We start from the raw sequence: 22,765 nt of genomic DNA, 5'->3' as shown, positions 1-22,765 counted from the left end.
TCCTCGGCCGGCGATCAGAAGCGGACGTCGATGGTACCGAACACCTGGCGCGGTGCCGACGCATGGAACACATACAGTTTGCCGGCCGGGTCGCTGGGGGCGAACACGCTCGAGTCCAGGTTGCTGGCGTAGCGCTTGTCACCCACGTTGGTCACGTTCAGCGACAGGCGCATGCCCTTGGCGAAGCCAACCTGACCGAAATCGTAGCCACCGGCCAGGTCGAACACGGTGAAGCCACCAAAGCCCTGGTCGTTGGTATAGGTGTAGAAGCGTTCGCCGGTGTACTTGCCGCGCAGGCTGGCGAACCAGCCGTTGTCGCGCCAGGTGATTTCGGTGGCCAGCAGCTGCTTGGGCGTGTCGGTCTGGATCTTGCCCTTGATCTGCTGCTCGACGCCGGCCTGGGTGTAGTTGGAGGCATACGTCGAGCGGTTCAGCGACGCCGAGGTGTACCAGCTGAAGTGCTCGTTCGGTGTCCACAGCACGGTCAGTTCGGCACCGCGGCTGTCGACGCCGCCGACATTGTAGAAACGGTTGCCGCAGGTGGGGCCGACCGGCTGCCGGGAATCGCAGGGGTTGTACTGCAGCAGGCGATTGTCAAAGCGCACGCTGTAGGCAGCGACCGATGCCTGCAACGTATCGGTGACGAAGCGATAGCCCGCCTCCAGCGAGCGTGATTCTTCCGGCTTCAGGTTGCCCTGCGCGTTCCAGGTGGCCTGGCTGACCGCCTGCGGGCCGAGTTTGAAGCCGCCCTGGAACATGGCGATGTTCTCGGCGTAGCTGGCGAACACTTCGTGATGCTCGCTGAGGCGGAAGTTGGCGCCCACGCTGGGCAGGAAATTCCTGCTGGCCTTCAGCGATCCGGTGGCGAACTGGTTGTTCGAGCTCGGCAGGATCGGTGTCTTCGCATCGCCCGGCAGCGCCTGTGCATCGGAGGTGGCGTGCGGGCTCTTGGCGCCGAACTCCAGGGTCAGGCGGTCATCGAGCAGGCGCCAGGTGTCCTTCAGGAAGAACTGGTGGGTCTTCCAGCGCGTACGCTGGGCGAACACGCCCACATCCGAGGGCAGGGTGTTCATGCCGCTCAGGTCGCGTGGACCGTCCACCGCCGTCTGGTAGCGTTCGGCGCTGCTGGTGTTGCGTTCGTACCAGAGGCCACCTTCGAGGCGGTGTGCGCCCAGCTCCCAATCGAAGGACAGCGTGCCGCCATCGCGGTCGATGGTGTAGATGGTGTTGCGGAAGATGATCGGGATTTCCTGCGCGGTGCCTTTGTTGGACCACGCACCGCTGTTCCAGTTGTGGCCTTCGCCGCGGTCATCGTGGTGGTAGGCCAGTGCCCGCAGGCTGAAGCCATCGGCCAGGAAGAAATCACCGGCCAGGTAGTACAGGTTGTCATCGCGCAGGATCTGCCCGGCGGTGAATGCGCCGTCGGCGTCCTTGTCCGGACCGCTGTTGTCGCACTTCTTCGCGTTGAGGCTGGCGGTGTTGCAGTAGGCCTTGGCCACGGCCTTGTTCCAGTCCGGTGCGTAGCCGCCCCAGTCCCAGCCCAGGCCGCGGGACATCTCGTCCTTGGACAGGTAGAAGTAGTCTGCCTGGCTGGTCCGCGAGGTGTCGACGAAACCTGTGATCTGGCCGCTGCCGAAGTTCCACACGCCCTTGGCGTTGAACTGCTTGGTAGTGGATGTGTTGTACGCGGTCTGGTCGTTCCACAGGTCCGAGACCGCGTTCATGCCCGATACGTAGCCGGAGAATCCGTTGTACTCGCCGCTGTCCACGCGCACGAAGGTGCGACGGTTGGCATCGCTGCCGAAGGTCTGTACCACGCGGCCGCCCAGTTCCTGCGCCGGGCGGTCGGAGGTATAGGAAATGGTGCCGCCGAGGTTGCTGGTGGACGGCGTGCCGAGGCTGCCGATGCCCACCGCCAGTTCGGCGCCCGCCATGTTCTCGCTGATCAGCGCACGGTTGATGGTCAGGCCGTTGTAGTTGTTGTACGCACCATCGCCCAGCGGCACGCCGTCCAGCGTGTAGCCCAGGCGGGTGGAGTTGAAACCGCGCAGGCTCAGGGTCATCGACTGTTCGTTGGTGCCCAGCGCGTCGGCCGACTGCGCGTTGACGCCGGGCAGCAGGTTGAGCGTCTTCTGCAGGCTGGTACCCGGCGGCAGGATGTCCAGGTTCTCGCGGGTGATGCGCTGCACTTGGCGCGCCTCGCCACTGCCGATGACTGACACCGCATCGAGTTCGGTGGCCGACGGCGCCTGCTGCGCCCACGCGGTCGATGCAAGGGCCAAGGACAACGCAGAAGCCAACAGGGTCTTGGTCATGGAACAGGCACTCAGGCAGGCGCGAGCCGCCGCATGGAAGCGGAGCTCAGGCAGATGAAAGGGGAAGCACGCGATGCGATCACGGGCGCGTTGGGCGCCGCGCGATCAACGTGAAAATGGTGCGCTAGACAGATGACTGTCTGGTGACATGGTCAACTGCGGACATCACGCGCGGGTAGTGCCGGCCGCTGGCCGGCAGCTGCGGGATGCTGCGGAGGGTTCATGAGGCTGCCGGCCAGCGGCCGGCACTACCGCTATCCGTCAACCTGCGTTGCGCGGCTTGCGTGTGCGTTTGGGCTTGGCTGCATCACCGCTGCTGGCGGCACCATCCTGCAACGCCTGCAGCCACGACAGCGTATCGACATAGTCGATGAAGTGGCGCAGATACCCGGGGCTGGTCGCCTGCATCGTGTCCAGCATGCGCTGCACCAGCACCGCCGAGTTCAGCGGGCCACCATCCGCCGGGGCTTCGGTGCGCAGCGAGCGGCGCACCTGAAGTTCGCTGCGCAGCTCGGACCACTCGTGCCGCACATCCTCCAGCATCGGTATCTGCGGGTAGTGCGGCAGCGCGCGCGAGCCAGCATCCAGATCGCGCACCAGGGCACGCAATCCCTCCAAAGGCGCGGACTCAGCTGCCATTGCCGTTCTTCTCGCCCGGCGCAGCAGCCTTGGGCTTGGGAATAGGCGCGATCTCAACGCGGCGGTTGCGCGCGCGGCCATCTTCGCTGGCATTGGAGCTGACCGGCTGCTCGCTGCCGAACGCCGCGGCGAACACCGCATCGGCCGGTACGCCGTCGGCGATCAGGGTACGGGTCACCGTCAGCGACCGCTGTGCGGACAGCTCCCAGTTGTCGGCGAAGCGGCGGTTGCCTTCCCGCACCGGTGCGTCATCGGTGAAACCGCTGACCATCAGGATCTCTTCGCGCGTGCCGAGATAGGCCGCCAGCGGCGCGGCCAGGCTGCGCAGCAGTTCCTGGCCTTCCGGCTGCAGCTGGTCGGAGTTCAGCGCGAACAGAACGCTGCCGCTGATGCCGATGCGGCCATTCACCAGCGTCACCCGGCCGGCGGCGAGCGGGCCGGCCAGCGCCTGCTCCAGTGTCTGCAGGCGCTTGGCTTCGGCCTGGCGCTGCTTGACCTCCTGGTCCAGGCGCTGCGACAGCTCCAGCTGCACGGCGACCACGCCGACCAGGATCAGCACGAACGCGCCCAGCAGCACTGACATCAGATCGCCGAATGCCGCCCAGATCGGGGCGTGTGAGCCGCCGTTGACCTCCAGCTCGTCGCTCATGCGCTGCCGGCCTTGCCGCGGCGCGCGGCCAGCTGCTGCAGTTCTTCCATCACCTGCTTCTGCGACAGCAGGCTGAGGTCGACCACCTCGCGCGCCTGCGCCACGTAATACGCCAACTGCTCATCGCTGCGCGCCAGCGAGGCGTCCAGCGCACCGCCAATCTGCTCCAGGCGCCCGGAGAGCTCTGCTGAAGCGGTGCCGAACTGCGCGACGGCAGAACCGAAGGTGCCGGCCAGCTGGCCCACTTCACCGGCACTGCCATTGAGCAACGTGGCGATTCCATCGAGCTTGCCGGTCTCGGCCGCGATATGGTCGCTGAAACGGTTACCGACGCGTTCCAGCAGTTCGGCCGAGCCTCCGACCAGTGCATCTACAGCGGTGCGCTGCTCGTGCGAGGCGTGGTTGATCGCGTCCAGCAGGGTCTGCACGGTGGCCAGCAGGTGGCCGCGTTCTTCCAGCATCTTGTTGTCGCGCACCAGGCTTTCGGACAGGGTGCTGCGCAGTTCGTTGATGACCTCGGCGGCGGCCTTCGGTGCCGCGGCCGCAGTCTGCAGCAGGGTGGACACTTCGGCCAGCGTGGCGCTGGCCTGGGCACGGCCGTTCTCGCCGATCTGCTGCGCGGTCTGTGCCAACGTGTCGCAGACCTGCTGCTGCTGTTCGGCAAGGCGCTGGCCATTGGCCTGCAGGCGCTCGGCCAGATCGGCCGAAACGCTCTGCAACGCATCGCTCCAGCGCTGCAGGCGCTGTTCATCGCCTGCCAGCAGCTGGGCCTGCAACGCCGCGTGCGCCTGCTGCAGCTCGGTACTTACCGCGTCCCAACGCAGCTGGCGCTGCTGTTCGCGTGCATCCAGGCCCGCCAGCAGTTCGGCATGCGCCGTGGCGGTGGCGGCCTGTGCGGCCTGCCAATCCTGCAAGCGCTGTTGCTCGTGTTCCTGCAGCAGCGACTGGCCGGCGGCGTGGCGTTCATCCAGTGCCTGCAGCAGCGCCTGCGCACGATCATCCAGGTGGCTGCTGGCATGCTGCAGCGCCTGCTGCTGGCGCTCGACAAGTTCACTGTTCAATGCATGCTGCTGTTCGGCAGCAGCGCGCCAGGCCTCGGCGTTGCTGCTGGCATCGGCCTGCAGGCGCTCGCCGATGCGTGCCACCAGGGCTTCGCCCTGCGTGCTCTGGCCTTCGCTGAAGGACTGCAGATGCTGGCGCAGTTCGGCAACCAGCGCCTGCTGCGCGCCGGTCTGCTCGGCCACTACCTTGGCCCAGCTCGCTTCGGTCGCCACGCGGCTGCGCTCGAAGCCCTCGGCCAGACCATTCAACTGCTGCTGCACTGCCTGTTCGACGCGCGAATGCAGCGCCTGGCCGTGGCTGGCCAGACCGGCCAAGGTGGTTTCGGCCATCGGTTGCAGCGCGCCACCAATGGCCGCGGCACTGGCTTCTGCACCTTCGCGCAACGACTGCTGCAGCGAGGTGGCCAGGCGTTCCTGCAACGCCTGGCTCTGCGTCAGGAACTCAGCCTGACCGGCCAGCAGGCGCTCATTGGCGGCCGCGCTGTGCTGTTCGAAGGTGCTGGTCATCGCCTGCAGGCGATCGATCAGCGTAGGCAGCGCCGCAGACTGCGACTGCAGCAGGCGCAGCGACTCGGCACGCTGCCAGGCTTGCGAATACGGATGCAGGTCAGTGGCGATGGCGCGGTCCAGCTGCTGCACCACCTGCAGGCGGTCGCGGCGCAGCAGTGCCGACAGCAGGCCCAGCATGGCCGAGCTGGCCACGCCGGCGATGGACGTGCCGAAGGCCACCGCCAGGCCCTGCACCGGCGAGGCCAGCGAGCCGCGGATGGCTGCCATGTCAGTAGCGCTCTGCAGCGCCAGGCCGGTGCCGCGCAGGGTGTCCATCATGCCCAGCAGCGTGCCGAGCATGCCCAGCAGCACCAGCAGGCCTACCAGATAGGGCGTCAGCACCGGCGAGGGCAGGGCGGTGCGTTCGCCTTCCACGCGCAGGCGCACGGCATTGCGCAGGCCCAGCGGCACACGCTCCAGCCACGGTGCCAGGCTTTCCTTGGCCAGCGAAAGGTCAGCCAGTGCGGCGCGCAGGCCATTGCTGGCCTGCCGGTAGCGGTACAGCTCCACGCCACCGGCGATGTAGCAGGCTGCGATGATCGCTGCCACGGCTGCACCCAGCGGGTGCACCGAGACATAGCCGACGCCGATCCAGCACACGGCCAGCAGGCCAGCAAGGAAGACAAGGACGTGGAAAACAGTTCTGGACATGGTGTTCCGGTCAGTGTGAGCGCAGGGCGGCAAGCAGCCCCTGGATCGGGTGGAAGCGCAGTTGCAGCTCGGCGAGCAGCAGCGTGCGCATGTCGTGGCGGAAGGACGCGCGCCAGCCGGGCTGGCCGTGCACGCGTTCGAATCGGGCACCCAGCACCGCCGGGGCGGTGGCAAGCAGGCTGTGTTCGCGCGGGCTCAAGGTCTGTTCCATCACCGCATCGACCTCGGCCAGCCGCGCCAGCTCCGGTGACGCCTGCACCAGCTGGTCGCGCAGGCGGCCGCGCAGGCGGCCGGTAGCGGTCTGGATGGCCTGCTGCAGCACCCGGTAGCGCTGCCGCAACGAAGCGAAGTTCGGCGCGGCGGCGGCCTCGGCCAGGTCCAGCAGACGCTCGGCCTCGGCATCCTCGCTCAGCGAGGCCAACAGGCTCGCTTCGGCCTGGGCGCAATCGGCCAGCAGGTCATCCAGCGCTTCGGCGGCCTCGGCCGGTTCAGCCAGGCGGCCATCCAGCGCCCCGGCAAGGGCCACGGCACGGCTCCAGTCCACCCACTGGCCGAGGCGATCGGTCAGGGCGGGACTGGAGGCCGGCATCGCGCCGTCGCTGAGACGGGCGAGCAGACGGAGGAAGTCCGGTCCATCCACGACCGGCTGCGCTGCGTTCGCCATCAAGAGAGTGGGGGCCAAAAACCGTTGATTTTACAACCAGATGAGGCCGGCCGTATGAAGGCGGGGGCGAGGGGCAGCACCGATCGGGCCACAAGGCTTAAAATGGTCGGCTGTACCACCGCACCCCGACTTCTGGAGCTTGAGATGACCGTTGCGCAGTTCTACCCGATCGGCACCCCCGGACAGCCCTGGGGCGATGCCGAACGCGCGCAGTGGCGGGCCCGCCAGCAGCGGCAGCGCAGCTACCACGAAGACGTGGTGACCGCGCTGGAACGGCTGGACGAGCGCTTCGACGTGGTGCAGTACGGCCAGTTGGACTACGCCCCGGACCACTACCCGCTGTTTGCGGTGGTGAACCACGACTGGAACCCGGCCCTGCCGACCGCGCTGGTCACCGGCGGCGTGCATGGCTACGAAACCAGCGGCGTGCATGGCGCCCTGCAGTTCCTGGAGCAGCACGCCGAGCGCTACCTGGGCCGCTTCAACCTGATCGTGGCCCCGTGCGTGAGCCCGTGGGGCTATGAGCGCATCCAGCGCTGGAACCCCAACGCCATCGATCCCAACCGCAGTTTCCGTGACGGCGGCCTGATCGAAGAAGCCGCCTCGTTGATGCGCTGGGTGGCCGAACGCAAGGCCAACATCCGGGTACATCTGGACCTGCACGAGACCACCGACAGCGATCTGCACGAGTTCGACCCGGCCCGCTGCGCCCGCGACGGCAAGCCGTTCGAGCGCGACACCATTCCCGATGGCTTCTATGTGATCGGCAACAGCGAAGACCCGCAGCACGAATTCCAGAAGGCGCTGATCGCCGCCGTGGCTCCGATCACCCACATTGCCCCGGCCGACGCCGAAGGCAATCTGGTGGGCATGCCGCTGCAGTCGCTTGGCGTGGTGTGGGGCGAGTCGCGTTCCATTGGCGCATGCGCTGGCTTCACCGATGCGCTGTATGCCACCACCACCGAGGTGTACCCGGACAGCCCGCGCACCAACCCGCAGGAATGCAACGACGCCCAGGTGGCAGCGGTGTGCGCGGGGTTGGATTTCGCCCTGGCCAACTGATCGGGTGTCGCATTGCGGCGCCGAGCCTTTGCTCGGCCGCTGCGGTGCGCAGCCGGGCCAGTCAGTTCCTTCTGCCCGCCGACGACGGCTGTTGGGCGCGTCGACCAAGCCGGGCGCCGACGGCAGCCGGCCATCGCGCACAGGTGCCGTCTTCGCCACGAGCATGGCTTCACGGCCCGCGAGCGATGCAATCGCGATGATGTTCTCTCCAGCGAAGCTGCGTGAGACACCATCGGGAATGCTCCAGAATCTGCTTCACCTTGCACCTCTGATCACCGCTGCCATGACCTGCGTAACGGCGCTGATCTGGGTGGTCTATCTGAGCGTGTTCCTGCGCAGCTACCGCCGCCAGCAACGGCCATCCATTCTGATCACCTCCGGTGCGGGCAAGCATCTGGATGCGCACTGTTTTGTGACCAACCTTGGGTTGGAGCCGGTGTATCTGCTGGATGTGGTCATCGATCTGATCGAGCCTGGCGGCAAGGTCGTCCGCGCAGTCATTCCCGAGCGCACTGAACATTGGAACAACGCTGTCCCCGGAGAGGAGGAGGACATCCGGCGCGCCACCAACGTGGGGCCCCTCAGCAGCGGCGGAGAACGCGACCTGGGTCGCTTCCGCACGCTCATCGACCGTGCCGGCACTGAGAACCCGGACATCAAGGCGGATATCGCCTTCACCAGCCTGGAGGTGACCGTGGTCATCGTGACCGCCAGCCAGGCTGAGCTCTGTGGCGCCTCGCGCTGCTACCGCATCGACCACGCTGTGGAAGGCGCGCCCTGTCTCATGGCCAAGACCATCAAGGCCAAGCAGCTGCAGGGGTGGTTGGCACGCAGGACCCTGACGCGTCTGTTGAGTGCCCAGCTCAGGGCCAGCGGCGAAAGCTGAAGCGCCGCCCGTCCACCTGGAGGCCCGATCGCGGCAACTCTCCGCCGTTCAGTGCATCACGATCCCGTGAACATCCTCGCGACGCGGCACGCACCTTGTTGAACCGTTCACTGCCCCAGCGCCAGGCGATGCATCCGGTCATCGGCTTGCGGCGTATGTCCTCATGCACGCAACGCTGTTGCCCTGCTGCTACCGATGCCCTGCATTCCCGCATGGCTGCAAGGCGGTGCAGTGACGGCAGCGAACGTTGCGCACTTCCCAGCCCGGTTGGGCTATCAACGAGGACACGAACATGCGTACCCAGATCCAGCGCCTGACCCTTGCCGCCACCGTCGCGGTTGCCTGCGCAACTGCTCCGGCCGCCTTTGCCGCCGACAACCCGATGGTCGGTGGCGTGCCGATGTACGCGAACAAGACCATTGTTGAAAACGCCTCCACCGCCCAGAACCTGAGCACCCTGGTGACTGCGGTGAAGGCGGCCGGGCTCGTTGACACGCTCAGCGGCAAGGGCCCGTTCACCGTATTTGCTCCCGACAACCAGGCCTTCGCCAAGCTGCCCGCAGGCACCGTGGAAACGCTGCTGAAGCCTGAGAACAAGGCCAAGCTGACCCAGGTCCTGACCTATCACGTGGTGCCGGGCACCTACACTTCCACCCAGCTGACCGCCGCAGCGCGCAGCCACGGCGGCAGCAGCACGCTGAAAACTGTGCAGGGTGAAGCGCTGACGGTGAAGCTGCAGGATGGCAAAGTCTGGGTGGTCGACGCCAAAGGCGGCAAGTCTGCAGTAACCACCGCCGACGTGAGGCAGTCCAACGGCGTGGTGCATGTGGTCGATTCGGTGCTGATGCCGAAGTAAGCCCAGGGCCACAGCATCGATGGCAGTGCGGGAGCGGCTGGTTTCACAGGCCAGCCGCTCACGATGCCGGCGCGGCATCGGCGTTGTGCCCGCCTGGATCCACCCGTGGCGGGGTTGCGCGGCGGTCCGGCCACGATACGTGTCAGCAGCGGACCGAGAGATGCGCTGACACGGTCGTTGCTCAACAGCTGCTTGAATGAACCTGCTTGGTGGATGTTTGGTGGCACAGCAACGCGCGTCCGTTGCAGTTCTGTACGCCTGGGTGCCGGTGATGGCGGACTACCACTTCAGATAGTGCATCAGCGACGGCGATGGCGAAATGTCCTTCGGCGCAGGCGGCTTCGATGCAGGTGGCACGGCGGGTTGGGTCAGGTTGCAGGTGTTCCTGTGCCGATACATCGCCAGGATCGGCCGTATCGCAGCGATGCGATAGAACGGCAGGCATTCCTGTGGGTAGGCCGGTCCCATGTCATCGAACCAGACCGCAATGCGGCCGTCGCGGGTGCGTGCATTGGGCACATAGGTGTGGCCAGCCACGGTGTCTATCGTGACCTCCAGCCTGGCGACCTTCATGCTGGATGTCAGCATTCCCATCTCCGAACCGGCGCGCAGTTCGGAGGTCGCCTGCACGCTAAAGGTATGCTGCCCCGGTGGCAGGTGGTAGCTGGGCGTGCGCAATCCGTTCACCGACGTACCATCGATGGTGAAGACATTCAGCGCCAACTCGCGTTCGGGGTAGATTCCCTGCCCAGAGATGACCACCTGTTGTTCGGCCGGAAGCCGCGCGCTCCCCAACATTGCCGGATTCTTCAACGTGCAGCCGGTGGCACCGAAGACCATGATGGCTGCGGCCACGCACAGAGGAACGGTACGGCCTTGCTTGGCGTACATCATTCAAGTGATCCCTGGTTGTGCCCAGCGCTCCCCGCCAGGTCCGCGCCACTCTACCGCAGGCAATGGAAATGCGGCAGTGTTCTATGGCGCGACAAGCGTGGTCGATTCCGGGGCGGCAGCCGGTCCCGCCCAGCCCCCACCCAGCGCCAGGAACAGATCCACCTGACGGTCCCCCAGCTGCGCGCGCGATGCTGCCAGCGCAGACTCTGCATCGGCCAGCGCGGCCTCGGCAGACAGCACGTCGATGAAGTCGATCCTGCCGAACCGGTACAACTGCCCGGCCTGGTCGCTCGCATGTGCCGCGTCGTCGCGGGCGAGGGCAAGGCTGTGCTCGCGATCGATCTCCTGCGCGTAGGCCGACAGCACGGTTTCGGTCTGCCGCAGCGCGTCCAGCACCACGCCATCGAACGATGCCAGCGTGGCATCGGCGTTGGCGCCGGCCGCATCGATCCGCGCCCGGGTTGCGCGACGGTTCGGCCAGCGCCACGACAGCAGCGGCCCGATGGACGCGCCGACGCTGTCGCTGCTAAGCAGCTGCTTGAATGAACCTGCCGTGCCGGCGGACGCGCCGATGCTCACCTGTGGGTACAGGGCTGCCGTTTCCACGCCGATCATCGCGGTGGCCGCCGCGAGGCTGCGCTCGGCCGCGCGGATATCCGGGCGGCGCTGGATCAGCTGGCCACCATCGCCGACCGGGACCGGTTGCTGCAGGCGCGGCGGCTGTTGGCAATTGGCGACGTCCTGCGGATAGTCGGCCGGTACGCGTCCCATCAGCGCCGCCAGCGCGAACAGGGCCGCCTGCCGTTCGGCAACCAGATGCGGCACCGCCGCCGCACTGCGGTTGGCCGCCGCGCTTGCCCGGCTGACGTCGAACTCGGTTCCGCGTCCGCCGGCCGCCAAGCGGGTGGTGGCGTCCAGCGTAGCGCGCTGCGTAGCGAGCACCCGCTGCGTCGCCGCCAGGGTGAGGTTGGTCGAACAGATGCCGACATAAGCGCGGGTGACGGCGGCGGCGACCACCACCCGCACCTGGTCACGTGCCGCAGCGACGGCCTCTGCATCGGCGCTGGCTGCTTCGATACCGCGGCGGATGCCACCCGCCAGGTCCAAGGGGTAGGACAGATGGATGCCGAGCGAATATACCTGCGGTGGCGAGGTGGGCGAGGTGTATCCCCCGGCATGGTCCAGCGTGGCCGATGCATCTGCGTCGGTGCTTGCCGAGCCCTCGGCCCGGTACTGCAGCACCATCGCCGTGGCGCGGCGCAGGTTGGCATCAGCCGCGCGCAGATCGGTGTTGGCTCGCAGTGCTTCGCTGACGTAGGCATCAAGCCGTGGATCGTCATACAGCTGCCACCAGCGGTCCGGCAGCTCGGCCTGTGCGTAGGCCGCCTGGTGGCTCGATACGAATGCGCGGCGGGCTGCCGGGGCGGCGGCAACCGCGTTGGCCGGCAGCGTGTAGTCCGGGCCGGACACGCAGCCGGCCAGCGACAGCGCACAGGCGAGCACGCTCACGCGTGATGCGGTGCCGATCACTTGCAGGCTCCCTGCGCGCGCGGCGTGATGGTCACGCTGGCGGTCCTGCCGACGATCAGGCGCGTATCCGGTGCCACGTCGTCCAAGTGGATGCGCACCGGGATCCGCTGCGCCAGCCGCACCCAGGTATACGTTGACGCAACCGATGGCAGCAGGTTGTGGGTGCTCGCGCGCTGGTCGTCGGCAATGCCGGCGGCGATGCTCTCCACATGCCCATGCACGTCGCGGCCATCGCCCATCAGGCGGGCGACAGCGGCATCGCCTTCATTGATGCAGTTGAGCTTGGTTTCTTCGAAATAGCCTTCGACCCGGAGGCTGGCGCCGTCGATCAGCGCCAGCGCTTGGGCACCTGGCTGCAGGAAGTCGCCCGGGTGCAGGTCCAGGTTGGTGACGATGCCATCGGCGCTGGCGCGCACTTCGGTGCGCTGCACGTTCAGCAGCGCCACCCGCCGCTCCGCTCGGGCCTGTGCAAGACCGGCCACTTCGGTATCGACCTTGGCGGCATTGCGTTCCCGCGTTTCCGAAGCCACCAGGTTGCCCAGCGCGATGTCCCGCTTCGATTCACGGCGGGCAAGGGCAAGCGTGGCCTGCGCGCTGTTCACTGCGGCATCGGCCTTGTCCAGCGCGGCGGCGTAGCGTGGCTGGTCCAGCACCAGCAGCAGCTGCCCGGCTTTCACCCGCTGGTTATCCTGCACCAGCACTTGTGTGACCAGCCCGCCCATGTCCGACGCCACGCGGATCACATCGGCGCGCACGCGGCCGTCGCGCGTCCACGGCTGCGCTTCGTAGCGGCTCCACAGGGACAGCGCCGCGATGACGGCAACGGCGAACAGGCAGAGCGTTGCGCTCCAGCGGCCAATGACACTCAACAGGTGCTTCATTTCAGTTTCTCAAGCAGGGGCGCGAGCTGGATCAGCAGCTCCGCCAGGATCACGAACAGCGAAAGGCCCACCAGCGGGCGATAGGCGAACATCCGGTACAGGCCGAGGCTTGCCAGCAGCCGCGAGGCCACCATCGACAGCGCCAGCGCGACGAGCGCCACCGCCAGCAGGCCGGGAACGAATACGCCGTCAATGGAGATATCGGAGAACATCGACTCAGTCCCCATGTACGATCAACGGAGCGATCAGGTCGCGGCGCAGGCCGCAGAGCAGCGGAAGAACACGTTCGGATGCGCCGTTGTTGCCAGCGATGATCACCTCGCGTGTGCGCTCGAGTGATTCCAGCAGCGGCGTATCCACTGTGCGGCATGTGGAGGCACGGATACGGAAGTGGGCGGACGCGCTGTGCAGCAACTGGGCCAGGCAGTCGTGGCTGCGGCGATCATTCAACGCCCCGCCAATTACGCGCAGTTCGGCCACGGCACTGGCCGCGCGCATGTCCGCAAACAGCGTCCGCAACGTGGGGGCTGCGTCCGGATGGCCGCGCAGGCGAGGGGCAAGCAGCGCAAGCCGATCCACCATGCGGCTTGTCCAGTCGCTGGCATTTCGCACCTGCCCGGCGGCGCGGCGTGCGATGTCCCGCCGGATGACATCCTGCAGGCGCGCGCGGCTGCGATTGCTGTCCAGCGTCTGCAACAGCGACATGCTGCACAGCGCCGCCGCCGTGCCCACGAACAGCGCTACGCTGCTGTTGAGCGCGCCCGCGATGTGGGTGGCATTGGTGGCGCCCAACCCGGCGATGAGGGGGAAGGTGAGCACTACCCCCAATGCGCCCATGATGAACGGCGGGCGGGCGAGGAACGAGCCGCACACCAGCAGTGCCGGCGCCAGTGCCACGGCCAGGCCGACGAAATCGGACAGACCCGGAAAGATAACCAGCGCGTAGAACAGCCCGATGACCACGCCGATGGTCGACCCGATCAGATAGCGCATGACATGCCCGGCAGGTGCCTCGGTGGTCCCGAACAACACGCAGGCCGTGCCGATGATGGAGACGGCGGTTGCACCATCGGACCACGCGGTAATGATCCACAGCGCGCAGGCCAGTACGATGCCAACGAAGGCACCCAAGGCGCTGCGCAGGGCGATCCGGTGGTCACGATGCAGCACATGACCGCTCGCCTTCCTGGCAAGGTGCGCGGGCACATGCCGGCGCCAGTCCGGGCGGGCAGCGTGCAGCTGCTCTTCCAGCAGCCGGCAGTCGTGATGCGCAGCATCGAGTTCGGCCTGACGTGCGCAGAGATCTGCACGCATCAGTTCCTGCCATGTGGTGTGCGCTGTGCCAGCGGGCTGCGCGCGCAACTGGGCCAGTGATTCGTCCACGGCGCTGGACAGCATCAGCACATCGAGCATCCGGTCATGCAGTGCGCGCAGGATCTGCACCTGGGCGACGCCGTGCACACTGTCGAACGGCAGGTGGATGGACAGCGTGTGCAGGTCGAGGAGGTCCGCGGCTACCTTGGAGCGATCCGCAGCCAGTACCGTTTCGTTTGCGCCAGCGCGCATGTCCCGCGTCCAGCGCTCCGCATCGGCGAGGATCGATGCCACGCGCGCGTGCACGCGCGGCGAGACCCGGCGTGGCCACAGCAGGCCATGGACCAGCGTCGCCGCAAGAATGCCGATGGAGATTTCCTGCACGCGGGTGATGGCGATGGTGAAGACGTCATCGGGCACCATCACCGCCGGGAAACCAATCAGGCTGGTGGTGTACCCGGCAAGCAGGAAGGCGTACGCACGCGGTGTGCGGTCGAGCATGGCCAGGTACAGGCACAGGCCCATCCAGGCGGCCAGTACCACGCTCAACACCATCGGCGCGTTCGCGAACCGCGGCACCAGCAGCACCGTAGCAACCGCACCGCCGACCGTTCCCAGCAGGCGGAACAGGCCACGGCTGAGTGTCGCGCCGGACATCGGCTGCGACACCAGGTAGACAGTGCCGATCACCCAGAACGGGCGGGTCAGGCCGATGCGCAGCGAGACATACAGCCCGAGGATCGCGGCGAGCAGGCATTTGAGCGAGAACAGCAACGCTTCGCCGTCGCCCTTCAATGCGGGCGACATCAACAGCGCGATGGGGCGCGAAAGCCAAGGGCGGGTAGGGACGGGGATGTGCATGCCGCCATCGTATTCAGCGAGCCCCGCCGCCGAATTTCGCTATAATGTCAGTCTATCGCTGAATCCGGTCATTGAGAATGACTCGCATTTCACTGCCTGGCTTTGATCTGGACCCGGACGCGACGGATCGGCCGGCAGTGGCCAGCCGCCTGCAGGTGGCCGACCACGATGCCGAGATTCCAGTGCATGACCACCGCAAGGGACAGCTGATCCTGGCACTTCATGGCGCGGTGACCTGCGAGGTGGCCAATGCGCTGTGGATCGTGCCGCCGCAGTGCGGCGTGTGGATTCCTGGCAGCATGCCGCACAGCAACCGGGCCACCGCCAACGCCCGCCTGTGCTATCTGTTCGTCGAGCCGGGCGTTGTCGACCTGCCACTGCACTGCGTGACGCTGTCGATCTCGCCGATGGTGCGCGAGATGATCCTGCACCTGGCCGATGCGCCGCAGGACTACCCGCGCGGCGGGCACACCGATCGCCTGGCGCGAGTGCTGCTGGACGAACTGGTGCAGATGCCGGCCGAGCGGTTGTACCTGCCGGTGAGCGACCACCCCAAGATCCGTGCGCTGGCTGCGGCGCTGTCAGCCAATCCGGCCGATCGCAGCACCATCAGTGAATGGGCCAAACGCCTGGCGTTGGGTGAGCGCACGTTGACGCGGCTGATTGATCGGGAAACCGGTCTGTCGTTCGGGCGCTGGCGGCAGCAGCTGCATCTGCTGGTTGCGATTCGCGAGCTTGCCGGCGGCGCGGCGGTGCAGCGGGTTTCTGAAACCCTGGGCTATGAATCGGTGACGGCGTTCATCACGATGTTCAAGAAAGCGCTGGGGCAATCGCCTACGCGGTATTTTGCGGCGCGGTTGCGGAATCAGGATTCAGCTGCGCGTGGTGGTTGACGTTGACTGGCTGACGTTGACTGGCTGAAAGGAAGTATCAGCTCTCCGCAGAACTGCGTTTGTCACGTATCGAATAGATCACTGAAAAGATCTTCCAGCCCCGCTCGGTGCGGACCAGCTGCCACATTTCCCTGCCCCAGTTTGCCTTCACGCCGTTGGCGTGGAAGCTGTAGTCGAACGACACCGATGCCACATCGCCATCTGAATCGATTTTCGTGTTGAAGAACTTCTCCTCACGTGGCTCTGCCGTGGCCACCGCCTGATCGATGAGCGAGATGAAGTTGTTCGACGGAATATTGCGTGCCTTGATTGCATCAGGCTTGGTCCTGTGGATGTCCGCCAATCGCCGGTCCTCGGACACGAACTGCCAGCCGATGTCTTCCGGCTTGTCCGAAAAGAACAAGCTCATGTAGGTCGGTTTGTCCTTGTTGATCAGCGAGGTGCGGAAGGACTCGATCACCTGTTCGATCGCTTCCACATCGGCAGGCGTGTTTTGTTCTGCGTAGACCGGAAGGCTGGGCAACAGGCAAAGGGCGAGGGTGGTGACGATCGTTCGTGGAGTGAGCATCTGTAGTGTCGGGTTGCAGGGGAGGGCGGGCATGCGCATCAGCGAGCGTACGTGCGCCAGAAGAGCACATGATCGCCGGTCCTGCTTGTTGCGACGAATACCGACTTGTCGAACTCGGGCTCGCAACGGAAAAAGGTGTAGGCGCGCTTCAGAGCGGCCTCACTCGGCCACCAGCTCCGACTGAACAGTGCCGGCTGGACAGCGCTGTGGTTGACGGGCCGGCAACCCGACGGCAACAACAGCTGCTTGCTGCGTGGCTTGCTGAAGGCAAGCGCGCTCACGTTTGAATCGAGGTCGTGCACCTCACGCAGGTCGATCGCCTCCTGGGGCACCCACGCGGGAATCCAGCCCTTGGCAATCATCTCGGCGTCGACGGCTTCCTGCTTCGTGGCGTAGGAGCTGTCCATCACCAGATCCAGATCGCAGGAGATGAGTATCAAGCAGAGTGCGAAGAGGATGGGCAGCCTCATGATGGTGATTGGCCCTTCGTGGAGGGACCAGCCGAACGGCTCAGTTCATCAGTCACTCGCCTCAGTGGCCATTCGGATGTCCTGAAGCGTCTGGAACCGCGGCTTGTCGAGATATGGCTCTGGTCTGCTGCTGCCATCGGGATAGTAAAAGATGGTTTCACTGCCCTTGCGTTTCATCTTGGGTTGCACTGAGTGGGTCAGAAATCCGGGATGAAAAATGGGTTCGAAGTGGATGGCGCGTGCGTTAGGTGCGCGATATTTGATGTATATATCTGCATCCGTTGTCAGGTTGATTCGCTTTCGATGTCCGCCGATAAACCGTTCCGTTAGCCATGGATAATAGTCCTCTTTACTGAAAGGATGCCTTCAGCGCTCACGCTGGGTTCGGTGTAGGGGCCTCCATGTGTGGAATCGTTCTCATCAAACATTACAATGACGTTGCCTCCCATGCCAAACCTCACTTCATCTCCAAATCTAGATGGATCTCCGTACTTGACTCCAAAGGTTACGTTGCTGAGTTTCCAGCGGCACGCGCCGCCGCCATTGACTGCCACTGTGGCCTCGTAAACATCCGTTCCTGGGCGGCGCACAGGCTGAAGCTCAAGTCCCGCATAGTTGTCTCGTGTACGTTTTCCCCAGTCCAGCGTGGACCGATACGTCGTGGTGCATTTCGTCGAGCGGTAGATCACCTGCATGTCTTTGGCCGCAAGCTCCTCGGGGACCTTGATGGTCACTTTGACTGTGCCTGCCTCCGGCTTGGGTGACAGTGCTTGATTCCGGGTAAGGTGGCAGCCGCTCAGAAGCAGGAGGGCGAGGATTGCTGCTGGCATTGGAAGACTCATCTGCTTGAGTCGGGGCATGCTGACTCCTTCTGAATGCTGACGGTGCCATCGGCATCCTCTTTCAAGCAGAATGTGGTCTCATAGATTCCGGTCTGAAATATCGCCATGAATCGGCCAGCTCGGTACAGGCTGAATCGATAGGATTTGTTCGTTTCAAAGCTGAAATAATGCGCATCTTTTTTGTGTGGGCCGAGCTGGTAGCCCCTGGGTATCGAGCCGTATGAAATGCACTTGCCAGGCCTGAGTTTCATTGGCCTCGCGTCATCTTTGAGTGTTATCAACCACCTGTCTTTGCGGTGTGTATAGTTGCGGTGTGTATAGGGCTCCATCACGAGAAGGCTGCTCACCTGGTACGCCCCCCACGACCTTGATGGGATGCAGATTGCAGGGATGCCGTCTATCAGCTTGATGTCTGCCTCTTCTTTTATCAGTACATGCGCGTGCGTTTTGCTCGATGCCATGTAGAAGCCGGCTGCGACGAGCAATGCAAAAGCGCTCTTGACAATCTTCATTGGTTTTTCGATGTCTCCATCTGCACAACTCTGAGAGGGCGGGTGATTCAATTGCCCTGATCGCCCTTGCCGGTATTGTCGTGCCGCCGGTAATGATGGGCGCGCGCGCCAGTCTGGAGCGGCCATCGCACGGCGAGTAATGAGAAGGGCGTTGCATTTGTGTGGGCGAACGCCGGGCCGAAAAGAGGGCATAGACGACATCGAAAGATGCTATTGCTCGCTCACCTGCAATCGCCCCACAGCCTGCGCACTCAACGCCAGGCACGCCAGCATCAGCCCCTCCATCACCCGGTCGCCCACATAGTCCTCGGGCTCGCCGTTCTGCCGGGCCCGCTCTGCTGCCAGCAGCACTTCCTGTACCACCCGCAAGCCGGCCAATGCGCAATCGGCATCGGCCAGCGCCATGCAGCGCCCGGGCAACTGATGCCGCTCCGGCCAGGGCTGCCCGTCGGCGGCGGCGCCTTTGCCGATGCGCTTCAGGTTGGCAATCAGGGTGTTCGTACCCGCAGTGGGCACAGCCTCTGCCAGGTCATCGGCGTTGGCCGGGTCACTGTAGGCGTGCAGATGGGGCAGGTCAGATCCGTTCATGGCATGGCTCCGTGCAAGGCAATCGGTAGCCGCCACACAGAGGTGGCGGACGGTACGTGGTTCGAATCCCGGAGCTCTACGCATACACCGGCGGGCATCAAGCCCCCACGCACCGCCCGCCATAGCCGGCAGACGGATTGCCAGCCGGCGCCACGCAAGGTGACGCCGGCTGGCAAGCGTAAACAACGCATAGAGCATCACGGGGATTCGAAGCCCGGCCACCCGTTTTCGGTGGCACGCCATCTGAGCCCGCGTCGCTGTGCAATGCCAATCAGAAGAGTTGCAAATAGCTCACGATTGGAGACGCTTTCGGCATTGAACCACGCTGTTAAGTACCGGCACTGCTGGCTGCCGCGATGACCCACCGCGACCAGGTAATCTGCGACAGGTGTCGTGGTTGGGTGAAGAAGCGGGACGTAGCGGCCGGTTCGAAAACGACAGGGTTGAAGGCCGTACCCCCAGCGCCACCGCAGTCGAGCGCCGGGTTGACGCTTTCAGCGCCCCGGCGCACTCTGAGGGCTCGGGTCGACAACCTGTTCAGGCGCCCAGCGGCATGGTGGGGTCAGGAGTGAAACAGCCATGAGCCAACTCACCGACGGGTTCGGACGCCGCTTCCCGTATCTGCGTCTGTCATTGACCGAGGCCTGCAACTTCCGTTGCAGCTACTGCCTGCCCGATGGCTATCAGGCCGACGGCCGCCCGCGCTTCCTGGCGGTGGACGAGATCGCGCGCCTCGTGCGCGCGTTTGCCATGCTGGGGATGAGCAAGATCCGCCTTACCGGTGGCGAGCCCAGCCTGCGCAAGGACCTGGACGAGATCATCGCCACGGTGGCGGCCGTGCCGGGCATCCGCAAGGTGGCCATCACCACCAATGGCACGCTGCTGCCGCGTCGCCTGCCGGGCTGGCACCGGGCCGGCCTGACCGCGCTGAACGTAAGCATGGACAGCCTGCAGCGCGAGCGCTTCAGGACCATCACCGGCCACGACCGCCTGCCGGACATCCAGCAGGGGCTGGAGATGGCGCAGGCACTGGGCCTGCCGGCCATCAAGCTCAACGCGGTGCTGCTGCGCGGCCTGAACGACGACGAGTTGCCGCAGTGGATGGACTTCCTGCGCGATCGTCCCTTCAGCGTGCGCTTCATCGAACTGATGCGTACCGGCGACAACGAAGCCTATTTCCAGCGCCACCATCTGCGTGCCGATGTGGTGATCGAACAGCTGCTGGCCGCTGGCTGGCACGAGCGCCCGCGCGCGGACGACGCCGGCCCCGCGCGCGAGTTCAGCCACCCGCAGCATCGTGGCACGGTGGGCATCATCGCCCCGTACTCGCGTGACTTCTGCAAGGGCTGCAACCGCCTGCGGGTGACCGCCAAGGGTGACCTGCGGCTGTGCCTGTTCGGCGAATTCGGCGTGCCGCTGCGCCCGCTGCTGCAGAGCGACGACGACCAGGACGCGCTGCTGGCACGCATCACCACACAGCTTGGCCTGAAAGCGGCCGGGCACGGATTGCACCAGGGCCAGACCGGATTGATTCCGCACCTGGCTTCGATTGGAGGATGAGGAACACGATGCCGGGTGATCTGAAGGCGGCCTTCCACATGGCCGATGTGCGCGACAAGCGTATTACCCGCCGCCGCGCGGTAGCGGTGGGCGAACTGCATGCCGGCCCGGTGGCCTACCCGCTGATTGTCGAGCGCCGGTTGCCCAAGGGCGATGCGCTGGTGATGGCCGAGATTGCCGGGCTGCAGGGCGCCAAGATGGCCTCGATGCTGATGCCGCTGTGCCACCCGTTGCCGCTGGAACTGGTGCAGGTGTACTGCGCGCCGGTGCCGGAGCGGCAGGCGATACGTGTGTGGTGCGAGTGCGCCAGCGAGGCCCGCACCGGTGTGGAGATGGAGGCGCTTGCCGGCGTCAACGCGGCACTGCTGACCCTGTACGACCTGAGCAAGCCGGTGGAGCCGGCGCTGCGCATCGAGGGCATCCGCCTGTTGTTCAAGGAGGGCGGCAAGCGCGGCCTGTGGCTGCACCCTGAAGGCATGGACGAGGGTGAGCGCGAGCGCTTCAGGCCACGCCCGCCGAAGCGCCTGAACGGTGCGGCCTGCGCGGTGATCACCCTGAGCGATCGCGCCAGCGAGGGTAGCTATGCCGATGAGTCCGGCCCGAAGCTGGTGAGCGGGCTGCAGGCGCTCGGTGGCGAGGTGGTGGCTGTCGAGGTGTTGCCCGATGGTGTCGAACCGCTTGCGGGTCGCCTGCGTGCGCTGGCGGGCGAGGGCGTGCGCCTGTGCCTGTGTACCGGCGGGACCGGGCTTGGCCCGCGTGACCTGACCCCGGAGGCGCTGCGTTCGTTGAGTGCGCGACCGGTGCACGGCTTGGCGCAGATGGTGCGCGCGTTGAGTGCGCAGCACACGCCGATGGCCTGGCTCAGCCGGGCCGAGGTGGTGCAGCTGGATGACATGCTGGTGTTTGCGCTGCCGGGCAGCCCGCGTGCGGCCGCGCAATGCCTGGACATTCTGGCGCCGGTGCTGGGCCACGCGCTGGCGATGGTCGATGGCGGTGGCCACGCATGATTGCCTACAGCGAAGCGCTGCAGCACCTGATGGAAGCGGCTGCACCGCTGCCGGCCGAGCGGCTGGCATTGCATGAGGCTGCGGGTCGCATCCTGGCCACTGACATCATCAGTGGGCAGTCGTTGCCGCCGTTCGACAATTCGGCGATGGACGGCTTCGCGCTGTTCGCCGATGGCGCCCCGCTGGAAAGCGATACCGAATTTGTGGTGCAGGGCTGGCAGGCGGCGGGCGACGCCGGTACCGAGGGCGGCGACGGTGCATGGGAAATCATGACTGGCGCGCGCATGCCGGTTGGGCTGGATACGGTGGTGCCGATCGAGAACGTGGAGATCCTTGCCAGCGAGCAGGGTCGCCCGACCCGCATTGCGTTGAAGAGCGGGGTGAAACCTGGCCAGCACGTGCGCCTGCGCGGACAGGACGTGGAAGAAGGCGAGCGCGTGCTGCAGGCCGGGCAGGCCTTGGACATCAATGCACGCACTCTGCTGCACGCCATCGGCGTGGCCGAGGTGGCGGTGGTGGCACGGCCGAAGGTCGCGGTCATTGCCACTGGCAAGGAGCTGGTGACCGAAGCGGCGCAGGCGCTGGACTCCGGACAGATCCGTGACAGCAACCGGCCCTACCTGATCGGCCGCCTGCAGGCCGCCGGTGCCGAGGTGGTGTGGCAGGGCACGGTGGGCGATGACGTGGCTGCCTTCGATGCGGTGCTGGACGACGCGCTGGCTGCGGGTGCGAAGGTGCTGATCAGCACCGGGGCGGTGTCGGCCGGCCGCTACGACTTCATTCCCGATGCGCTGCGCGCCCGCGGCGCCCGCATCGTGTTCCACAAGGTGGCGATCCGCCCGGGCAAGCCGCTGCTGTTTGCAGTACTGCCCGATGGCGCGCTGTATTTTGGCCTGCCGGGCAATCCGGTGTCGGCGGCGGTGGGGCAGCGTTTCTTCGTTGAACCGGTGCTGCGTCGCCTGCTGGGCCTGGCCGCAGAGCCGCTGCTGCAGCTTCCGTTGCAGGCCGACGTGCGCAAGCCACCGGGCCTGCGCTTCCACGCGCGTGCGCGGGTGGACGTGGACGCGCAGGGGCGCTTGAGCGCGCGCGTGCTGTCCGGGCAGGAGTCGTTCCGTTTGAAATCCATGCTGCAGGCCAACGCCTGGGTGGTGCTGGAGGGCGAGGGTGACCTCGTCGCGGCCGGCACGCTGGTGCGCGTGCAGGGCTGGGGCCACCAGGACCCGCTGCAGCTGGCAACCCAGGAGTCATGATGAAGCAGGTGAATCTGCAGTTGTTCGGTGCGTTTTCCGATCTGGATGCCAGCCGCGAGATCGCGCTGGAGGTGGCCGGTGGCACGGTGGCCGATCTGCGCCAGGCGCTGCGTGAGCTGTTGCCAGTGCGCTTTCCCGGTTTCCGCGCCGGGTTGCTGGACTATTCTGCCTTTGCCGACCAGCAGCGCGTGCTGCGTGACCACGAGGCGCTGCCTGCCGATGGCAAGGTGGCGATTCTGCCGCCGGTGAGCGGGGGCTGAGCC

23 protein-coding genes are annotated in these 22,765 nt (G+C 65.8%); 8 read left to right on the top strand and 15 right to left on the bottom strand.

Annotated elements, in window-relative coordinates; all coding sequences use genetic code 11:
• Nucleotides 1-14 precede the first annotated feature (14 nt).
• From ACUXVE_RS01230 to ACUXVE_RS01210, 5 genes are all read right to left on the bottom strand, one after another.
• Entirely contained in the window at nt 15-2,315 is a 2,301-nt protein-coding gene (locus ACUXVE_RS01230; protein WP_445513651.1) for a TonB-dependent receptor, read from the bottom strand.
• A gap of 261 nt (nt 2,316-2,576) precedes the next feature.
• Nucleotides 2,577-3,035 carry a DUF2894 domain-containing protein gene (locus ACUXVE_RS01225; RefSeq protein WP_093818518.1) on the bottom strand — a complete coding sequence of 153 codons (459 nt, stop codon included), beginning with the start codon at nt 3,033-3,035 and terminating at the stop codon, nt 2,577-2,579.
• Nucleotides 2,944-3,603 carry an OmpA family protein gene (locus ACUXVE_RS01220; RefSeq protein ID WP_445513650.1) on the bottom strand — a complete coding sequence of 220 codons (660 nt, stop codon included), beginning with the start codon at nt 3,601-3,603 and terminating at the stop codon, nt 2,944-2,946. The genes ACUXVE_RS01225 and ACUXVE_RS01220 overlap by 92 nt, the downstream gene beginning before the upstream one ends.
• On the bottom strand, nt 3,600-5,864 hold the full coding sequence (locus ACUXVE_RS01215; protein ID WP_445513649.1) for a DUF802 domain-containing protein: 2,265 nt from the start codon (nt 5,862-5,864) through the stop codon (nt 3,600-3,602). The genes ACUXVE_RS01220 and ACUXVE_RS01215 overlap by 4 nt, the downstream gene beginning before the upstream one ends.
• Nucleotides 5,865-5,874: 10 nt before the next feature.
• Nucleotides 5,875-6,528 carry a DUF3348 family protein gene (locus ACUXVE_RS01210; RefSeq protein ID WP_032975341.1) on the bottom strand — a complete coding sequence of 218 codons (654 nt, stop codon included), beginning with the start codon at nt 6,526-6,528 and terminating at the stop codon, nt 5,875-5,877.
• Nucleotides 6,529-6,672: 144 nt separating this feature from the next.
• Here ACUXVE_RS01210 and ACUXVE_RS01205 point away from each other — a divergent pair, with 144 nt between their 5' ends.
• The 3 genes from ACUXVE_RS01205 (at nt 6,673) to ACUXVE_RS01195 (ending at nt 9,332) form a co-directional block, all read left to right on the top strand.
• Nucleotides 6,673-7,590, top strand: a complete 918-nt coding sequence (locus ACUXVE_RS01205) for a M14 family metallopeptidase (RefSeq protein ID WP_025874316.1) — start codon at nt 6,673-6,675, stop codon at nt 7,588-7,590.
• A gap of 91 nt (nt 7,591-7,681) precedes the next feature.
• Nucleotides 7,682-8,476: a hypothetical protein gene (locus tag ACUXVE_RS01200; RefSeq protein WP_222389257.1), complete on the top strand. Its 795-nt coding sequence runs from the start codon at nt 7,682-7,684 to the stop codon at nt 8,474-8,476.
• 292 nt (nt 8,477-8,768) lie between these two features.
• Nucleotides 8,769-9,332, top strand: coding sequence for a fasciclin domain-containing protein (locus ACUXVE_RS01195; protein WP_025874323.1), 564 nt, complete (start codon nt 8,769-8,771; stop codon nt 9,330-9,332).
• A 279-nt stretch (nt 9,333-9,611) separates the two neighbouring features.
• On the opposite strand, the gene ACUXVE_RS01190 is transcribed toward ACUXVE_RS01195, so the two are convergent.
• The 5 genes from ACUXVE_RS01190 to ACUXVE_RS01170 all read right to left on the bottom strand — a co-directional run bounded on the left by ACUXVE_RS01190 (nt 9,612) and on the right by ACUXVE_RS01170 (nt 14,812).
• Nucleotides 9,612-10,226, bottom strand: a complete 615-nt coding sequence (locus tag ACUXVE_RS01190) for a hypothetical protein (protein ID WP_445513648.1) — start codon at nt 10,224-10,226, stop codon at nt 9,612-9,614.
• A gap of 81 nt (nt 10,227-10,307) precedes the next feature.
• The gene (locus ACUXVE_RS01185) at nt 10,308-11,756 is read right to left on the bottom strand and encodes an efflux transporter outer membrane subunit (RefSeq protein WP_445513647.1); all 1,449 of its coding nucleotides are present in this window, start codon (nt 11,754-11,756) and stop codon (nt 10,308-10,310) included.
• Complete coding sequence (locus ACUXVE_RS01180; RefSeq protein ID WP_445513646.1) at nt 11,753-12,637, bottom strand: HlyD family efflux transporter periplasmic adaptor subunit; 885 nt, start codon at nt 12,635-12,637, stop codon at nt 11,753-11,755. The genes ACUXVE_RS01185 and ACUXVE_RS01180 overlap by 4 nt, the downstream gene beginning before the upstream one ends.
• The gene (locus ACUXVE_RS01175) at nt 12,634-12,849 is read right to left on the bottom strand and encodes a DUF1656 domain-containing protein (RefSeq protein WP_445513645.1); all 216 of its coding nucleotides are present in this window, start codon (nt 12,847-12,849) and stop codon (nt 12,634-12,636) included. The genes ACUXVE_RS01180 and ACUXVE_RS01175 overlap by 4 nt, the downstream gene beginning before the upstream one ends.
• A gap of 4 nt (nt 12,850-12,853) precedes the next feature.
• Nucleotides 12,854-14,812, bottom strand: coding sequence for an FUSC family protein (locus ACUXVE_RS01170; RefSeq protein ID WP_445513644.1), 1,959 nt, complete (start codon nt 14,810-14,812; stop codon nt 12,854-12,856).
• Between the two features lie 77 nt (nt 14,813-14,889).
• On the opposite strand from ACUXVE_RS01170, the gene ACUXVE_RS01165 reads away from it, so the two are divergent.
• Nucleotides 14,890-15,705, top strand: a complete 816-nt coding sequence (locus tag ACUXVE_RS01165) for an AraC family transcriptional regulator (protein ID WP_059064369.1) — start codon at nt 14,890-14,892, stop codon at nt 15,703-15,705.
• A gap of 37 nt (nt 15,706-15,742) precedes the next feature.
• Here the strand turns inward: ACUXVE_RS01165 and ACUXVE_RS01160 are convergent, their stop codons facing one another.
• From ACUXVE_RS01160 to ACUXVE_RS01140, 5 genes are all read right to left on the bottom strand, one after another.
• Nucleotides 15,743-16,306 carry a nuclear transport factor 2 family protein gene (locus ACUXVE_RS01160; RefSeq protein ID WP_445513683.1) on the bottom strand — a complete coding sequence of 188 codons (564 nt, stop codon included), beginning with the start codon at nt 16,304-16,306 and terminating at the stop codon, nt 15,743-15,745.
• 5 nt (nt 16,307-16,311) lie between these two features.
• Nucleotides 16,312-16,680 carry a hypothetical protein gene (locus ACUXVE_RS01155; protein WP_445513643.1) on the bottom strand — a complete coding sequence of 123 codons (369 nt, stop codon included), beginning with the start codon at nt 16,678-16,680 and terminating at the stop codon, nt 16,312-16,314.
• Between the two features lie 389 nt (nt 16,681-17,069).
• Nucleotides 17,070-17,603 (bottom strand): hypothetical protein, encoded by a 534-nt coding sequence (locus ACUXVE_RS01150; RefSeq protein ID WP_445513642.1) that lies wholly within the window; start codon nt 17,601-17,603, stop codon nt 17,070-17,072.
• Complete coding sequence (locus ACUXVE_RS01145; RefSeq protein ID WP_445513641.1) at nt 17,582-18,097, bottom strand: hypothetical protein; 516 nt, start codon at nt 18,095-18,097, stop codon at nt 17,582-17,584. The genes ACUXVE_RS01150 and ACUXVE_RS01145 overlap by 22 nt, the downstream gene beginning before the upstream one ends.
• A 210-nt stretch (nt 18,098-18,307) precedes the next feature.
• Complete coding sequence (locus ACUXVE_RS01140) at nt 18,308-18,685, bottom strand: hypothetical protein (RefSeq protein WP_445513640.1); 378 nt, start codon at nt 18,683-18,685, stop codon at nt 18,308-18,310.
• A gap of 579 nt (nt 18,686-19,264) precedes the next feature.
• Between ACUXVE_RS01140 and moaA the strand changes: the two genes are divergently transcribed.
• The 4 genes from moaA to ACUXVE_RS01120 are packed head-to-tail and all read left to right on the top strand — an operon-like array spanning nt 19,265 to nt 22,762.
• On the top strand, nt 19,265-20,245 hold the full coding sequence (gene moaA, locus ACUXVE_RS01135; RefSeq protein ID WP_445513639.1) for a GTP 3',8-cyclase MoaA: 981 nt from the start codon (nt 19,265-19,267) through the stop codon (nt 20,243-20,245).
• An 8-nt stretch (nt 20,246-20,253) separates the two neighbouring features.
• The gene (gene moaCB / locus ACUXVE_RS01130) at nt 20,254-21,252 is read left to right on the top strand and encodes a bifunctional molybdenum cofactor biosynthesis protein MoaC/MoaB (RefSeq protein ID WP_222390918.1); all 999 of its coding nucleotides are present in this window, start codon (nt 20,254-20,256) and stop codon (nt 21,250-21,252) included.
• A complete protein-coding gene (locus tag ACUXVE_RS01125) occupies nt 21,249-22,502 on the top strand; it encodes a molybdopterin molybdotransferase MoeA (RefSeq protein ID WP_445513638.1) in 1,254 nt (417 codons plus the stop codon). Before moaCB ends, ACUXVE_RS01125 begins: the two co-directional genes overlap by 4 nt.
• Nucleotides 22,502-22,762: a MoaD/ThiS family protein gene (locus tag ACUXVE_RS01120; RefSeq protein ID WP_049463966.1), complete on the top strand. Its 261-nt coding sequence runs from the start codon at nt 22,502-22,504 to the stop codon at nt 22,760-22,762. Before ACUXVE_RS01125 ends, ACUXVE_RS01120 begins: the two co-directional genes overlap by 1 nt.
• The last annotated feature ends 3 nt before the right edge of the window (nt 22,763-22,765 follow it).

It is taken from the genome of Stenotrophomonas sp. 3(2025) (assembly GCF_052665395.1).
This window is presented reverse-complemented; position numbering and strand designations above follow the sequence as displayed.

Coding starts and splice junctions, on each gene's coding strand:
- ACUXVE_RS01230 (WP_445513651.1), bottom strand. CDS start 2,315: ATGACCAAGACCCTGTTGGCTTCTGCGTTGTCCTTGGCCCTTGCATCG.
- ACUXVE_RS01225 (WP_093818518.1), bottom strand. CDS start 3,035: ATGGCCGCGCGCGCAACCGCCGCGTTGAGATCGCGCCTATTCCCAAGC.
- ACUXVE_RS01220 (WP_445513650.1), bottom strand. CDS start 3,603: ATGAGCGACGAGCTGGAGGTCAACGGCGGCTCACACGCCCCGATCTGG.
- ACUXVE_RS01215 (WP_445513649.1), bottom strand. CDS start 5,864: ATGTCCAGAACTGTTTTCCACGTCCTTGTCTTCCTTGCTGGCCTGCTG.
- ACUXVE_RS01210 (WP_032975341.1), bottom strand. CDS start 6,528: ATGGCGAACGCAGCGCAGCCGGTCGTGGATGGACCGGACTTCCTCCGT.
- ACUXVE_RS01205 (WP_025874316.1), top strand. CDS start 6,673: ATGACCGTTGCGCAGTTCTACCCGATCGGCACCCCCGGACAGCCCTGG.
- ACUXVE_RS01195 (WP_025874323.1), top strand. CDS start 8,769: ATGCGTACCCAGATCCAGCGCCTGACCCTTGCCGCCACCGTCGCGGTT.
- ACUXVE_RS01190 (WP_445513648.1), bottom strand. CDS start 10,226: ATGATGTACGCCAAGCAAGGCCGTACCGTTCCTCTGTGCGTGGCCGCA.
- ACUXVE_RS01180 (WP_445513646.1), bottom strand. CDS start 12,637: ATGAAGCACCTGTTGAGTGTCATTGGCCGCTGGAGCGCAACGCTCTGC.
- ACUXVE_RS01175 (WP_445513645.1), bottom strand. CDS start 12,849: ATGTTCTCCGATATCTCCATTGACGGCGTATTCGTTCCCGGCCTGCTG.
- ACUXVE_RS01170 (WP_445513644.1), bottom strand. CDS start 14,812: ATGCACATCCCCGTCCCTACCCGCCCTTGGCTTTCGCGCCCCATCGCG.
- ACUXVE_RS01165 (WP_059064369.1), top strand. CDS start 14,890: ATGACTCGCATTTCACTGCCTGGCTTTGATCTGGACCCGGACGCGACG.
- ACUXVE_RS01160 (WP_445513683.1), bottom strand. CDS start 16,306: ATGCCCGCCCTCCCCTGCAACCCGACACTACAGATGCTCACTCCACGA.
- ACUXVE_RS01155 (WP_445513643.1), bottom strand. CDS start 16,680: ATGGACAGCTCCTACGCCACGAAGCAGGAAGCCGTCGACGCCGAGATG.
- ACUXVE_RS01150 (WP_445513642.1), bottom strand. CDS start 17,603: ATGCCCCGACTCAAGCAGATGAGTCTTCCAATGCCAGCAGCAATCCTC.
- ACUXVE_RS01145 (WP_445513641.1), bottom strand. CDS start 18,097: ATGAAGATTGTCAAGAGCGCTTTTGCATTGCTCGTCGCAGCCGGCTTC.
- ACUXVE_RS01140 (WP_445513640.1), bottom strand. CDS start 18,685: ATGAACGGATCTGACCTGCCCCATCTGCACGCCTACAGTGACCCGGCC.
- moaA (WP_445513639.1), top strand. CDS start 19,265: ATGAGCCAACTCACCGACGGGTTCGGACGCCGCTTCCCGTATCTGCGT.
- moaCB (WP_222390918.1), top strand. CDS start 20,254: ATGCCGGGTGATCTGAAGGCGGCCTTCCACATGGCCGATGTGCGCGAC.
- ACUXVE_RS01125 (WP_445513638.1), top strand. CDS start 21,249: ATGATTGCCTACAGCGAAGCGCTGCAGCACCTGATGGAAGCGGCTGCA.
- ACUXVE_RS01120 (WP_049463966.1), top strand. CDS start 22,502: ATGAAGCAGGTGAATCTGCAGTTGTTCGGTGCGTTTTCCGATCTGGAT.